The sequence below is a fragment of the Streptomyces sp. NPDC023723 genome, from assembly GCF_040639815.1.
Classification (GTDB): Bacteria; Actinomycetota; Actinomycetes; order Streptomycetales; family Streptomycetaceae; genus Streptomyces.
On record NZ_JBFAAP010000055.1, the window covers coordinates 14,271 to 29,283 of the forward strand.

The window sequence follows — 15,013 nt, forward strand, 5'->3', positions numbered from 1 at the left end:
CGTGACGTAGTGCCTGCCATGGGGATCGCCTTCTCTTCGTGATGGGTGCGGCCGAGAGAGTTGATCACGTTGCCAGGTTCGCGTCAACAAGTCGGCAACTACCGCGTTCTGTCTGCCGATTAACCGTTTTCTTACCAAGCAATTGACCGTTGCCTGTCAAAAAGCGGCGTTGTACAGTGCACGCGTTTTGCGATCTTGGGGACTATCGAGGGCGGGGCTGTGTTTCTGAGACCTAATCGCTGGATAAGACGTGTTTCCCGGACGGCCGCGACCGCCGTCGTCCTGACCCTCGGGGCCTCCATGGCCGTGGCGACCGCCGGGCAGGCCGGCGCCGCGCCGGCCACCGCGGCGCCGGCCACGGCGGAGAGCACGGCCGCCACCGCCGCCGACGACCTCGACTCCCGCCTGCAGGCGATGGAGGAAGCCGCCCAGGCCCGCAGTGACCAGGCCATGTACGCCCACATCATGCACAGCGGCGGACCGGCCATGAAGACCGTGGCGGGCGAGGAACTGGCCGGCCGCGACCAGGGCCCCTGGCCCGGCTGGAACGTCTACCTCGGCTCCCGCTCCCGGGACGTGGTCCTCGACACCGAGGGCGCGGAGAGCGACGAATCCGGCCTCGTCGAGGGCATCGGCGCCGTGGCCCAAAGCGCGCAGGCCACCCTGGCCAACGGCCACTCGCACGTCGTGATGCTCACCCGCGAGGGAAGCGTGTACGACGATGTCAGGTACCCCGACGGCACCTGGACCGGCCCCATCCTGATCGACAGCGGGACCACCACCACCGCGATCGCGACGGCGGCGCTGCCCAACGGCGAACTGCACATCGAGTCGCTGAGCGACGAGGGAACGGTCACCGACCGGCTGTACCACCCCGACGACTTCCCGACCTACTACATGGCGGGCGGCGGCACCAAACGGGTCCTGTACGACGCCCTGCCCGGACAGGTCGAGGGGTTGGCCGCCACCGCCACCTCCGCCGGCGACCTGCACCTGGCACTGCTGACCGGGGACGGCAAGGTCCACAGCACCGTCCGGCACAGTGCCGGCGGCTGGGAAGCGGTGACCACCGCCGACGCGGGCACCGTCCCCACCTCCGCCCTCGCCCTCGCCACCGCGCCCGGCGGCGAGGTGCATCTGGAACTGCTCGGCACCGACCACGTCGTACGGGACCGGGTCCGTGGCTCCGACGGCACCTGGGCCGCCGCCACCGTGGTCGACTCCACCGGCACCGCCCGTGCCGTGTCCGCCGTGGGCGCCACCGGCGACCGGCTGCACGTCACCACCCTCACCGACACCGGCACGGTCGCCGACAACGCCGCGCAGAGCGGCGGCAAGTGGACCCGGTCCACCATCACCGCCCCGCACGCCACCGCGCTCTCCGTCGGCGCCACCACCACCGGCGAACTCCACCTGCACGTCTCCGCCGACGACGGCAGGCTGTGGCACACCGGCCGTACCGGCGACGGCTGGAGCGAGCCCGACGTGGTGGAAGGGGCCAACGGCCACCTCGCCGACCTGGCCACCGCGGCCCTGCCCAACGGTGACCTGCACCTGCTCACCCTCGCCGACGACGGAACCGTGTGGGACCAGGTGCGGACCGCCGCCGCGGACGCCTGGACCGAGGCCCTGACCGGTTCGGTCATGCTGGACGACTCCGGCCACGCCACCGCCATCGCCGTGACCGGCGCTCCCGACGGCACCGCGCACGCGGTCGTGCTGGACGACAGTCACACCGTCCGCGACTACGCGCGCGAACCCGACGGCGGCTGGTCCGCGCCCTCCGTGGCCGACGACAGCGGCACCGCGCGCGAGATCTCCACGACCGTCACCGCCGACGGCACCGAGCACATCGTCGTGGGCCGCGCCGACGGCACCGTCACCGACGTCGCCCGCGAGGACGGCGGCGACTGGACCACCGCGGCCGTCCCCGCCCACTCCGCCCGCGCGGTGGCCGTCGCCACCACCACCGACGGCGCCCTGCACGTCTTCACCGCCGACGCGGACCGCCGGGCGTGGGACACCGTCCGGGCCGCCGACGGCGGCTGGAAGGAACCGGCCGCCGTCCCCTACGACGACCACAAGGCCGACGCCCTCGCCGCCACCGGTCTCGCCGACGGCACGCTCCGCATGGTCGTCCTGGACACCGAAGCCGGCACCTACAACGGCTACCTGCTCGGTGCCGACGGCGAGTGGGAGGAGGACGTCACCCAGTACGACTGGGCCCTGCCGTACGCCAAGAGCGTCTCGGTGTCCCAGCTGCCCGGCGGCGACGTACACATCAGCGAGTTCGCCGTGCCCTCGGTCGACGACGCCTACACCCAGGACGACCGTGCCGCCCAGGCCTACGAGACCGGCCGGTCCGCCACTGACACGGGGCTGGAGGACTTCGTCCGCCCCTACGCCACCACGGCCGGCTTCGCACTGCCGCAGTACGACACGGACGTCACCAACTACATGTCGACGGCAGGGGTGTTCGACCGCGACTGGGGTGTCTGGACGGTGCCCGCTCCGGCCAAGGCGAGCCAGGAGGCCCAGGACCGGGTCGACGAGATCACGCAGGAGCTGATCGAGGAGAACGACGGCGACCCCTGGGGCATGTACACCCTGCTGGGCAGCATGGCCAAGAGCGGCTCCGCCGACGACGTACGCCGGTTCATCCAGTACCACGGCATACCGACCGTCTCGCCGCCCAAGGGCAGCCCGGAGTTCCGCGTCGAGGTCGAGGCGCTGAAGGCCCGCTGGGCCAGTGGCGACACCTCCAACCCGATGGACTGGAACAACGTCCTGGTCGAGGCCGAAGAGGTCGCCTCCGCCGAGTGGAACGACGAACTGGCCGCTCAGGCCGAGCCGCGCAGCGACATCCTCAAGGCCGAACTGAGCGCGCTGAAGCAGATGGAGACCGGCGCCAGGGCGATGCACCAGGCGCTCGGTTACGGCTGGGCGGCCAGCCAGATCACCAGCTGGCAGGCCAACCCGGACGACCGGCGCAGCACGGCGAAGACCAGCGCCCAGGCCACGGCCGACCTCGCCACCATCAAGAACCTGGTCAGCCAGCAGGCGGAGATCGCGCACCAGGCCGCCGACACCGCACAGGACGCCGCCGGCAAGGCGGACGCGGCCGTCACCGCCGCCAACGAGATCGCCGACGACAACGACGTTCCGCGCGGCCGGGGCCTGTCCTACGCCCAGCAGTCCGCGCAGGTGACCAAGGCGTCCGCGGCCGCCGCCCGGGCCACCGCCAAGGCGATGGACACCGCGGTCGCCGCGGTTGAGGCGTCCCAGGCCGACAGTGCCACGCTGCTCGCCGACGCCAAGGCCCAGGCCGCCGCCGCCCGCACCGAGTTCCTGCGCCAGTCCGCCCAGCAGTCCGCGCAGGACGCCGCCGATCTGGCGGCCACCGCCAAGACCCGGGCCGACCAGGCGGCTTCGGCCGCCGCCGACGTCGCCGACGCCAAGGACCAGGCCACCAAGGCCGAGGCCGACGCCACCGCCGCCCAGGAGCGGGCCACCACGGCCGCGGCCAACGCGGAGAAGGAACGGCAGAACGCCGCGGACGCGAGGGCGGAGGCCGAGGCCGAACGCGGCAAGGCCGCCGACGCGCTGAAGCAGTCGCTGGCCGACGGAAAGACCGCCGCCGAGAAGCGGTCGGCCTCCGCGAGCGCCGGCTCCGACGCCCGTACGTCGAGCTCGGCCGCGGCGAAGGCCGCCGCCAAGGCCGCCGTCGCGCGGGAGAACGCGGCTGCCGCCCGGCGGCAGCATGACGCCGCCGAAGCCAACGCGCAGGCACTGGCAGCCGCCGCGGTGGCCGCCGCCGGAACCTCGGCGGCCGAGGCCGCCCAGGCCGCCGCCGACAAGGCCGCCCAGGCCGCCAGGGAAGCCGCCGCCACGGCCGACAAGGCCGACACCGACGCGGTCACGGCCACCGAGGCGTCCGTCGCCGCCCGGTCGGCGGCGGCCAAGTCCACCGCGGCCGCCGCACGGGCCACCACCTGGGCCGCCGACGCCGACGCCAACGCACTGATCAGCTACCACGCGGCGATGTCGGCCGAGTCGGCCGCGGCGACCGCCATCGACCGGTCCCAGGCGGCGGCGAAGAAGGCCGTCGAAGCAGCCGGACAGGCCTCCGACGCCGCTCAGGCCGCGCTGGCCGCCCGGTCCGCGTCCGACGCCGCCGCACGGCAGGTGGACGACGCGCTCGCCGCGTCCGCCGAGGCGGCCGGACAGGCGTACGCCGCCGGGCTGGCGGCCGAGGTGGCCCGGGACGCCGCCGCCGAGGTGGCCGCCCCGGCCGCCGAGGCGATCGATCTCGGCGCTCCGTACGCCGAGACGGACTCCTCCGCGGGTCTGGCCACCCTCATCTCCCAGGGTGCGCAGAACCTCGCCCAGCAGCAGGCCGCCGCCGCCAGTGCCATGGCCGACGGCGCCGCCAAGGCCGCCGCGGAGGCCGCTGCCGCGGCCGAGGCGGCCACCGGTGACGGCAAGCTGGCCGCCCAGGCGGCGGCGGACGCCGCGGCCTCCGCGGCCGACGCGGCGGCCTCCGCGGCCAAGGCGCAGCAGTCCGCGGCGACGGCCGGTCTGGACGCCCAGGCCACCAAGGACGCGGCGGAGAAGACCGCCGCGGCCGAGGCCGCCGCCCAGACCCAGTCCAAGGCGGCCTCCGCCGCCGCCCAGGCCGCCGACGCCGAGGCCCAGGCCGCCGACGCCGCCGCGAGCGCGGCGGAGAAGGACGCCACGGTGGCCGCCGCGACCGCGCAGGCCGCCGACGACAACGCCAAGAACGCCCGCGAGGTCGCCGACAAGGCCGGCCAGGACGCGGACGCGGCGGAGAAGGCCGCCGCCACCGCCCAGGCGGACTCCGCGGCGGCCGAGGAGTCCGCCGCCGCGGCCGAGCGGCAACTGCGCGAGGACCAGGCGGCGCTCGCCGCGCAGGTCGCCGCGGCCCAGGCCGCCGCCCAGGCCAAGCACGACCTGGACGCCCGCGCGAAGATCATGGACGAGCAGGCCCAGATCCGTGTCGGACGGGAGAACCTCGCCTATCTGCTGCACGTCGGCGGTGTCGCCTCCAAGACGCTCGCCGAGACCCGGCTGGCCGGCCCGGGCCAGGTGGTGGGCATCGCCGGAACGCTCTTCGACCAGGAGATCTGGGATGCCTGGGACGCGGACGTCCAGCAGGCGCGCGACCAGGCCGAGGGGATGAGCACCCGGACCGACGAGCGCCAGGAGACCGTCTGGAAGTACTTCACCTCCGACTTCGCCAACACCGAACCCGAGTACGACACCGCCGTCACCAAGGCCCTCAGTCCCAACACCGTCTATCAGCGGATCGCCCAGGCGGTGGGCTGGGTCAGCCCCGCCCAGGTGCCGCAGGCCAGCCAGGCCGCCCAGGACCGGGTCACCGAGATCCTCCAGGACAAGATCGCCAAGAACGATCCCTACGGCTGGTGGCAGCTGCTCCTGGACAACCCCGAAGAGCGCGGCTCCGCCGACGACGTCCGCCGTTTCATCCAGTACCAGGGCTACCCGACCGTGGCCCCGGAGAAGGGCACCCCCGAGTTCCGGCTGGAGGTCGAGAGCCTCAAGGCCCGCTGGGCGAACGGTGACCCGACCAACCCGGTGGACCCCAACCAGGTGATGGTGGAGGTCGAGGAGGTCGCCTCCGCCGAGTGGGAGGCGGAGTACGCCGCCCAGGCCAAGCAGCGCGACCAGATCACCAACGCCGAGATCAAGGCGCTCACCGCGCTCCAGTCCAGCGCCGTGGCCATGCACGACGCCCTGGGCAACGCCTGGGTCGCGAACAACCTGATGGAGGCCCAGACCGACCCGAACAGCGCCTGGAACACCTTCATCAAGGACTGGCCCACCACCATGGGCGGGAACTTCTCGTCCGACGGCGAGCCGGTCTCCGTCACCGACGACCTCGCCACCGTCAAGAAGCGCGTCGACGACCTGTCGGCCACCGCGACCCAGAACGCCAAGGACGCCACGGCCGCCGCGGCCCAGGTGACCGCGGCCGAGGCCGCCGCCGCACAGACCGCCGACGCGGCCGGCGTCCCCGAGGGACGCGCCCTTTCGTACGCCAACGAGTCCGCCCAGGTCACCAAGGCGGCAGCGGCGGCCACCGAGGCCACCTCGCTGGCCATGAAGACCGCCGTCGCCGCGACCAACGCCACTGTCGCGGACAGCGCCGCCCTACTGGCCAACGCCAGCGCCCAGGCACACGCCGCCCGCGCCGCCTTCCTGCGCGCCACCGCTCAGGACAGCGCGCAGAAGGCAGCTGCCGACGCCACCGCCGCGCAGGACAAGGCGGACGCGGCAGCGGCGGCGGCCGCGGTCGTGGCCCAGGACAAGAAGAAGATCGCGACCCTGGAGACCAGCTCCGAGGCCGCGGCCGCCCGGGCGAAGGATGCCGCGGCCACCGCGGAGGAGCAGCGGCAGAAGGCCGCGGACGCCCGCGTCACCGCGGAGAAGGAGCGCGACAAGGCGGAGGCCGCCAACGCCGACGCCCAGCAGCAGGCCGCCACCGCCGCGGAGAAGGAGGACGCCGCCAAGGCCGACGCCGACCGGGCGGCGAGCGACGAGGCGACGGCCCGCCAGGCCGAGAGCGACGCGGCGACCGCCAGGTCCAAGGCGGAGACCGCACGGAAGGAGATGGACTCGGCCCGGGCGAAGGCCGCCGCCGCCGACGCCGCCGCGGCCGCCGCGGAGGGCACGAGCGCGGCGGAGGACGCGGAGGCCGCCGCGCGGTCGGCCAGGGCGGCGGCCAACGCGGCCGCCCTGGCGGCGAGCCGCGCCGACGAGGACGCCGATACGGCGGCCTCCGCGGCCGTGGCAGCCAGGGAAGCGGCGACGGTCAGCACCGCCGCGGCGGCCAAGTCGGCCGCCGCGGCCAAGGTGGCGGACGCGGCGGCGGCGCAGACCAGCGCCAACGCCACGGAGGGCCACTACCTCGCCGCCGAGGCGATCGAGCAGTCCGAGATCGCCGGCCGGAACTCGGACGAGGCGACCGCGCTCGCCGCGCAGGCGGCCAAGGACAGCGCCGACGCCACCGCCGCGGCCGTCGGAGCCCGCAAGGAGGCGGACGCCGCCGCCGACGACAGCGCCACCGCCTCCGGCCAGGCCTACGCGGCCTCGCAACAGGCGGAGATCGCCCGCGACACCGCGAACGCCGTGACCGCCCCCGCCGACCAGGCGATCGAGCTGGGTATGGCCTTCGCGGCCACTGACGCCACGGCGGGCCTGTCCGTCGTGGTCGCCGACACCGCCAAGACGCTGGCGGAGCAGGAGGTGGCGGTCGCGGAACTCCGCGCCGACGAGGCGGCGGCGTTCGCCGAGGCCGCCCAGGACGCGGCCGACCGGGCGGACGGGGACGCCAAGCTCGCCGCGCAGGCGGCGGCGGACGCGGCGGACTCGGCTGCCAAGGCGTCCCGCGCGGCCGCCGACGCGCTGAAGTCGGCGACTCAGGCGTCCGCCGACTCCAAGGACGTACAGGCCTCGTCCAAGCGGCTGGACACGCTCAACGAGCAGGCACAGACCGACGCCTACAACGCCAACCGCTCGGCGAGCGAGGCGGGCGACGAGGCCGCGGCGGCCCGTGCCGCGGCCACCGACGGCGAGGCATCGGCCGCTTCCGCCCGTGATGCGGCCGACCGGGCGCAGGTGTCCGCCAACAACGCGGACTACTTCGCGGACGAGGCGGAGACCTCGGCCGCCAACGCCGACGAGTCCGCGGCCAACGCCAGGGCCGACGCGAAAGAGGCCCAGGAGAACGCGGAGGCAGCGACCCAGCTGGAGCAGAACCCGCCGCCGCAGGAGGCGGTGCCGTGGGACGAGGAGATCCCCGGCCTGGAGATCGTGCCGGTCAATCTGAAGGAGGACGCCCAGGCCACCGGCAACTGCGCCATCTCCACCAAGATCGGCCACTGCAACTTGCCCGCCGACATCCATATCACCGGGACCAACAAGTTCTACCTGGTCACCTGTGACGAGCTGAACGCCACCGCGGCCCAGTGCATGGCCGGCGGCGACTACAGCAAGGACTACATCGGCGAAGCGCCGATCGACGTGACCACCCACCAGGTGATCGACTTCAACGTCCTCGACTTCGATCTGCAACTGCTGAAGGGTTTCGCCTACGGCCTGATCAGCGACTACAAGGAATGCGCCTGGGACCACAAGGCCAGCGCCTGCGCCTGGGCCGTCGGCAGCCTGGTCGCCCCGGCCGTCCTCAAGGGTGCTTTCAAGGCCGCGTACTCGGTACGCGCGGCGGTGGTCATCGGCGACCTGGCCGGCATGGACGCGGGACTCAACGTCCTGACCCAGTTGTCCAAGACGGCGGTCATCGACGCGGTGACGGCTTCCCGGCTCAAGGCCGGCGCCGTAGCGGCGTGGCTGAAGAGGTTCCCGGTGTACGGGTTGCCGTGCACACCCACGCACAGCTTCCCGGCCGGCACCCAGGTGCTGATGGCCGACGGCAGTGCCACGCCGATCCAGGACATCCAGGCCGGTGACACGGTGCAGTCCGCCGAGGGAGGCGGTGGGCTCCGGCAGGACCGGGTGAGCCGTACGTTCACCACCCACGACGACACCGACTTCACCGATCTCACGGTCAGCACGCCCGATGGACCGCAGCAGATCACCAGCACCCAGAACCATCCGTACTACGACCTGACGCGCGGGACGTTCGTCCGGGCCTCCGAACTGACCGCCGGAGACCTGCTGCAGAGCACCGGCGCCGGTGCGGTCACCGTGATCACGGTGCGCAACTACACCTCGTCGATGGTCACCTACGACCTGACCGTCGACGAAGCGCACACGTACTTCGTGCTCGCGGGCTCCACACCGCTCCTGGTCCACAACACCACCTGCCCGGTCGGCACGTCGGTCGGCATCAACGGCGGCGGCCTCGCCAGCCTGGCGTTCAACTACCGGCAGAAGATGCTGGGGCTGAAGCTCAGGAACGTCGCGGTGGCGAAGGTCGAAGGCCGTGACACGCCCATCTACGGCATGAGCAACGGTGAGGACTTCCACTCCGAGGACGACCTCATCTCGCAGCTCAAGCCGGGCGAGAAGATCACCGCACTCTATTCCGAGCGGCAGCCCTGCCCGCGCTGTGCGAGCAATCTGGGCGACCACATGGCGGACGACGCCGAGGTCAGCTGGTCGGTACCCTGGGGCGATCCGGACACCGAACTGGGCGCTCTGATCAACAAGCAGTCGAACGAGACATTGAAGCAGATGCTCCTCAAGGCCTTCGGCCTCTGACCGGCGCCGGGTGGGGCGGGTTCGCACGCGAGCCCGCCCCACCCGCTTCCGTACCACCCGCTACCGCAAGGACCCGATGTGTTCACGCACGAACTGTTCCGGGAGAAGCTCACCGCCGACCTGGTACGAGCCGGCCTCCCCATCGCCCCTACCGCCTCCCCCTCCCTGTCGTCCGGCGTCTACCTGGAGACCATCGACGACAGCACGCCGCCGGCTGTTTTCCTTCAGTGGCGGGTCCACTCCGCTCTCCTCGACCACTTCCTGAGCCTGGGTCACGCCGAGCTGACGGAGGACCCGCAGGTACGGACGATGCTCACCGCGCAACGGGCGATGTACACCGCCATCACCACGGTCCTGGAGCACGCCGGCTACGAGGTGCGCGAGGCGACGGGCGAACGAGCGGGCGAACTGGTCGTCAGCCAGGCGGAGCGGTGACCAACCGGGAAACGGTCCGAAGGAGCCTATGACGACCGGCTCTCGCCCGCTCGCACGAGCAAGCGGGGTCAGGAAGTCCCCCATGACGTGTTCCCCTCCACCCTGCGGTGAGCGGATTCCCCCGGCCCCGATGTTTATCGGACCGCTTATCCCCCGTCCGACGCACACGCATTGACCCGGCCAGACCACCCCTCCTACGTTCACCTCGCAGCCATCCCGGCCACAGCGTCGTGCCCGCAGGAGGTCATGCCCGTGCGCCCCACCGCAGCCCTGCTCCTCGCCACCGCCCTCGCCGCCACCGCCCTCACCGCCTGTTCCGGTGGTTCCGGCAGTGATCCGGACACCCTCAAGGTCTCCTTCAAGCAGTCCACGGACAACTCCGTGAAGGTGATGGACGACTACCTCGACGGCGTCCGGAAGCAGTTCGAGAAGGCGAACCCCGGCAAGAAGGTCGAGCTGGTGCCGATCAAGGCGCCGGACTCCGAGTACTACACCAAGGTGCAGCAGATGCTGCGGTCGCCGAAGACCGCGCCCGACCTGGTCTACGAGGACACCTTCCTCATCAACTCCGACATCACCAGCGGGTACTTGAAGCCCCTCGACGACTATCTGGCCAAGTGGCCGGACTGGGACCGGTTCATCGGCACCGCGAAGGCCGCGGCCCGGGGCGAGGACGGGAAGACGTACGGCGTGCCGGACGGCACGGACACCCGGGGGCTGTGGTTCAGCAAGGACGTGTTCGCCAAGGCGGGGCTGCCCGCCGACTGGCAGCCGAGGACCTGGGACGACCTGCTGGCCGCCGCCCGCACCATCAAGGAGAAGGTGCCCGGCGTCATCCCCCTCAACGTGTACACCGGCAAGCCGGTCGGCGAGGGCGCCACTATGCAGGGGTTCCAGATGCTGCTGTACGGGACCAATGACGGAAGCACGGACCCGCTGTACGACAAGGCGTCCAAGAAGTGGATCACCGCGGGGAAGGGGTTCCGGGACGCGCTCTCCTTCGTGGAGACGGTGTATGGCGAGAAGCTCGGGCCCGAGGTGTCCGACGCGCTCGATCCCAACGTCGGCACCGCCGTCCGCGGCGAGTGGCTGCCCGAGGGCAAGCTCGGCATCGCGCTGGACGGTTCCTGGCTGCCGCAGGACTGGCTGCCGGGCAGCGGGCACGAGTGGCCCGAGTGGTCGAAGGAACTGGGGCTGGCCGCCATGCCGACGCAAGCCGGGCAGGCGCCCGGCAAGGTCAGCATGTCCGGCGGCTGGACCTGGTCGATCCCGGCCAGGGCGGGCAACCCCGACCTGGCCTTCGAGTTCATCAAGACGATGCAGACCAAGGCCAACGCCCAGAAGTGGTACGTCGCCAACTCCGGCATCGCGGTGCGCGAGGACGTCGCGGCCGACCCCGGCTACGTCGACGCCCAGCCCGGCATCGAGTTCTTCACCGACCTCGTCGCCCACACCCACTACCGGCCCGCCTACCCGGCGTACCCGAAGGTCTCCACCGCCATCCAGGAGGCGATGGAGGGGGTGACGACCGGCGACCGGTCGGTGGCGGAGGCGGCACGCGACTACGACAGCGCCCTGCGCGAGGCCACCGACGACCAGGTGGTCGAGAAGTGAGCCCAGCGCGCCGGGCCCTGGTCCGGGCGTCCCCCGTCGCCCCCGCCACCGTCCTGCTGCTGCTCTTCCTGGCCGGTCCGATCGCCTACTGCGTCGTCATCGCCTTCACCGACCTGCAACTGACCGGGCAGGCCGAGGAGTCGTTCGTCGGGTTCGAGAACTTCCGGCGGGCGTTCCGGGACGACGCGTTCCTGAACGCCGTATGGCTGACCCTGGTGTTCACCGTGCTGTCGTCGCTGGTCGGGCAGAACACGCTGGGGCTGGCGCTCGCCTCCCTGATGCGGCGTGCGTCGAAGCCGGTGCGGACACTGACCGGCGGCATCGTCGTCACCGCGTGGGTGCTGCCGGAGGTCGTCGCCGGGTTCCTGCTGTACGCGTTCTTCCGCCGCGAGGGCACCCTGAACGCCGTACTGGACTGGCTGCGTCTGCCCTCCCAGAACTGGCTGTTCACCCTGCCGATCCTTGCGGTTTCCTTCGCCAACGTGTGGCGGGGCACGGCGTTCTCGATGCTCGTCTACTCCGCCGCCCTCGACGAGATCCCGAAAGAGGTCACCGAGGCCGCCGAGGTCGACGGGGCGGGCGGCTGGCGGCGGATGTGGCACGTCACCCTGCCGATGATCCGCCGCTCCATCGCCACCAACCTCATGCTCAACACCCTCCAGACACTGTCCGTCTTCGGGCTGATCTGGGTGATGACCCGGGGCGGACCCAGCGGCAAGAGCCAGACGCTGCCGCTGTACATGTACGAGCAGGCGTTCCAGAACAGCCTGATCGGCTACGGCACCGCGGTCGCGCTGCTCCTGCTGCTGATCGGCTCGCTGTTCTCGGTCGGGTACCTGCGGCTGCTGCGGACGGAGGTGTGAGGGGTGTGACCCGTTCGAGAAGCCGGACGCTGGCCGCCGACGCCGGGCTGCTGGTGGCCGCCGCCGCGTTCGCGCTGCCACTGCTGTGGGTGCTGCTGTCCGCCGTCGACCCGCACGCGGGCCTGCGGGTGCGGGTCCCCGACGGGGTCACCCTCGACCACTTCGACGCGATCCTCACCGACGAGATCACCTTCACCCCGCTGCGCAACAGCCTGATCCTGTGCGGCGGCGCGACGGCGCTCACGGTGGCGTGCGCGGCGCTCGCCGCGTACCCGCTGTCCCGGTTCCGCTCCCGCCTCAACCGCCCCTTCCTGCTCACCGTCCTGTTCGCCACCTCCCTGCCCATCACGGCGATCATGGTGCCGGTGTACGCCCTGTTCGTACGTGTCAACCTCATCGACACCCTCCAGGGCACGGTCTTCTTCTTCGCCGCCTCCCAACTCCCGTTCGCCATCTGGCTGATGAAGAACTTCATGGACGGCGTGCCGAAGGAGCTGGAGGAGGCGGCCTGGACCGACGGGGCGTCCGCCCTCCAGTCCCTGCTGCGGATCGTGCTGCCGCTGATGGGGCCGGGGGTGGCGGTGGTGACGGTGTTCTCGTTCGTGATGATGTGGGGGAACTTCTTCGTCCCCTTCATGCTGCTGCTCACCCCGGACCAGTTGCCGGCCTCGGTCAGCGTCAACGAGTTCTTCGGCAACCGGGGCATGGTGGCGTACGGTCAGCTCGCCGCGTTCTCGATCGTCTACTCGACGCCGGTGATCCTGCTCTACGTACTGATCTCCCGGCGGCTGGGCGGCGGCTTCGCGCTGGGAGGTGCCGTCAAGGGGTGACGGCCAGGGCACGGACACGCGTAACCGTAGCTTCCTACGATCCGTGTTCCTGGCCGGACGGACTGTAGTCAAAGCACGTCCGGCCCCCTACCTTGTGGCCGTGCCCCGACCCGAAGCCCTCCCGGACCAGCCCGGCCAGCCCGACCAGCCCGCCTCCCCCTTCGACCCCCTGGCCGCCCACCGGCTCCGCACCGCCCTCGGCATGGGCCCCGAACACGTCGCCCGCGACATGCGGGTGTCGTACGGACTGCCGTACGTCGGTCCGGACCTGGTACTCGCCTGGGAGCGCGGCGAGGCGCTGCCCGCCGCCGCCGAACTCACCGCCCTGGCCGGCGCCCTGTGGTGCGCCCCCACCGACCTGGTCGCCCGGCCCCGCACCCTGCTCGAACACCGGGTCGCCCGGGGCCTGCCGCCCGAGGAGGTGGCCCGGGCCACCGGGGTCGACCCCCGGTCCTACCTGCGGATGGAGGAGCGGCAGGCGTGGCGCGGCACCGACCGCCAGTCGACGGCGCTGGCCGGGCTGCTCGGCCTGTCACTGCCGGACCTCGTCACCGTGGCGGGGAACGAGGAACGGCTCACCGAACTGCTGCGCGCCGCGGTCACCGGCCGCCGGCCGGGCGGCCAGACCCGGGCGATCAGCAAGCTCGTCCCGCTGCTGGACCGGGGCGTCCTGGAGGACGTCCTGGTGGAGCTGCACGCCGAGTACCAGGCCCGCCTGGCCACCCCCCTGGGCCGCGAGCTGCGCGACCGGGTGCTGGAGTACTTCTGGTCGGCGGTCGAGAAGGAGACCGGCGAGGCCCCGTAGAAGAGCCCCTCCTAGAAGACCGACTCCGCCTCGACGATCCGGTCCTGCGGCACCGTCTTCAGCTCGGTCACCGCCTCCGCGAGCGGCACCATCACCACGTCGGTGCCGCGCAGCGCCGTCATCCGGCCGAAGTCGCCGCGGTGCGCGGCCTCCACCGCGTGCCAGCCGAAGCGGGTGGCGAGCACCCGGTCGTACGCGGTGGGCGTGCCGCCGCGCTGCACATGGCCGAGGATGACCGGCTTGGCCTCCTTGCCGAGCCGGCGCTCCAGCTCGTACGCCAGCGCCGTGCCGATGCCCTGGAAGCGCTCGTGGCCGAACTGGTCGATCGCGCCGTGCCCGTAGTCCATCGACCCCTCGGCGGGATGGGCGCCCTCGGCCACGCAGATCACCGCGAACTTCTTGCCCCGGGCGAACCGCTCCTCGACCATCTTGACCAGGTCGGCCGGGTCGAAGGGCCGCTCGGGCAGGCAGATGCCGTGCGCGCCGGCCGCCATGCCGGACTCCAGGGCGATCCAGCCGGCGTGCCGGCCCATGACCTCGACGACCATGACGCGCTGGTGCGACTCGGCCGTCGTCTTCAGCCGGTCCATCGCCTCCGTCGCCACGCCGACCGCCGTGTCGAAGCCGAAGGTGCGGTCGGTGGAGGAGATGTCGTTGTCGATCGTCTTCGGCACGCCGACCACCGGCAGCCCGGCGTCGGACAGCATCCGGGCCGCGGTCAGCGTGCCCTCGCCGCCGATCGGGATCAGCGTGTCGATGCCGAAGTCGCGGGCGATGTCGGCCGCGTTCTCGCACGCCTCGCGCAGCCGGTCGCGCTCCAGCCGGGAGGAGCCGAGGATGGTGCCGCCGCGGGCCAGGATGCCGCTGACCGCGTTCAGGTCGAGGGTGCGGTAGCGGCCGTCCAGCAGGCCCGCGTAGCCGTCCTCGAAGCCGATGACCTCGTCGCCGTACTGCGCGACCGCTCGGTGCACGACCGACCGGATCACTGCGTTCAGGCCGGGACAGTCGCCGCCTGCGGTGAGAACTCCGATACGCATCGTGCTGTGTCTCCTGCTCCCTGTGGACACCGGTGAGGCACTGTCGATTCTTCCACGTCCCACCAGGGAGTGCCGACGCCGCATTGACAGGCGCCTTATATATCGCGAGAGGTATTGTCAAGAGGGTTCCGCTCACCTCGGTGGGCGATTTTTATGACGGCCCAT

The 15,013-nt window shown here is 72.0% G+C and carries 7 protein-coding genes; 6 read left to right on the forward strand and 1 reads right to left on the reverse strand.

Going from position 1 to position 15,013, the window contains the following annotated elements; genetic code table 11:
• The first annotated feature begins 300 nt into the window (after positions 1 to 300).
• From AB0G32_RS33860 to AB0G32_RS33885, 6 genes are all read left to right on the forward strand, one after another.
• Complete coding sequence (locus AB0G32_RS33860; RefSeq protein WP_361172337.1) at positions 301 to 9,264, forward strand: polymorphic toxin-type HINT domain-containing protein; 8,964 nt, start codon at positions 301 to 303, stop codon at positions 9,262 to 9,264.
• Between the two features lie 78 nt (positions 9,265 to 9,342).
• Positions 9,343 to 9,699 carry a hypothetical protein gene (locus AB0G32_RS33865; protein WP_361172340.1) on the forward strand — a complete coding sequence of 119 codons (357 nt, stop codon included), beginning with the start codon at positions 9,343 to 9,345 and terminating at the stop codon, positions 9,697 to 9,699.
• A 246-nt stretch (positions 9,700 to 9,945) separates the two neighbouring features.
• Positions 9,946 to 11,313 (forward strand): extracellular solute-binding protein, encoded by a 1,368-nt coding sequence (locus AB0G32_RS33870; protein ID WP_361172343.1) that lies wholly within the window; start codon positions 9,946 to 9,948, stop codon positions 11,311 to 11,313.
• A complete protein-coding gene (locus AB0G32_RS33875) occupies positions 11,310 to 12,176 on the forward strand; it encodes a sugar ABC transporter permease (RefSeq protein WP_361172346.1) in 867 nt (288 codons plus the stop codon). The genes AB0G32_RS33870 and AB0G32_RS33875 overlap by 4 nt, the downstream gene beginning before the upstream one ends.
• Positions 12,173 to 13,006 carry a carbohydrate ABC transporter permease gene (locus AB0G32_RS33880; protein WP_361172349.1) on the forward strand — a complete coding sequence of 278 codons (834 nt, stop codon included), beginning with the start codon at positions 12,173 to 12,175 and terminating at the stop codon, positions 13,004 to 13,006. The genes AB0G32_RS33875 and AB0G32_RS33880 overlap by 4 nt, the downstream gene beginning before the upstream one ends.
• Positions 13,007 to 13,106: 100 nt before the next feature.
• Entirely contained in the window at positions 13,107 to 13,811 is a 705-nt protein-coding gene (locus AB0G32_RS33885) for a helix-turn-helix transcriptional regulator (protein WP_361172352.1), read from the forward strand.
• Between the two features lie 11 nt (positions 13,812 to 13,822).
• Here the strand turns inward: AB0G32_RS33885 and AB0G32_RS33890 are convergent, their stop codons facing one another.
• Positions 13,823 to 14,848, reverse strand: a complete 1,026-nt coding sequence (locus AB0G32_RS33890; protein ID WP_361172355.1) for an ATP-dependent 6-phosphofructokinase — start codon at positions 14,846 to 14,848, stop codon at positions 13,823 to 13,825.
• Positions 14,849 to 15,013: the final 165 nt, after the last annotated feature.

Excerpts from the sequence above, each read along its gene's own strand:
- AB0G32_RS33860 (WP_361172337.1), top strand. The coding sequence starts at position 301 with ATGGCCGTGGCGACCGCCGGGCAGGCCGGCGCCGCGCCGGCCACCGCG.
- AB0G32_RS33890 (WP_361172355.1), bottom strand. The coding sequence starts at position 14,848 with ATGCGTATCGGAGTTCTCACCGCAGGCGGCGACTGTCCCGGCCTGAAC.
- AB0G32_RS33870 (WP_361172343.1), top strand. The coding sequence starts at position 9,946 with ATGCCCGTGCGCCCCACCGCAGCCCTGCTCCTCGCCACCGCCCTCGCC.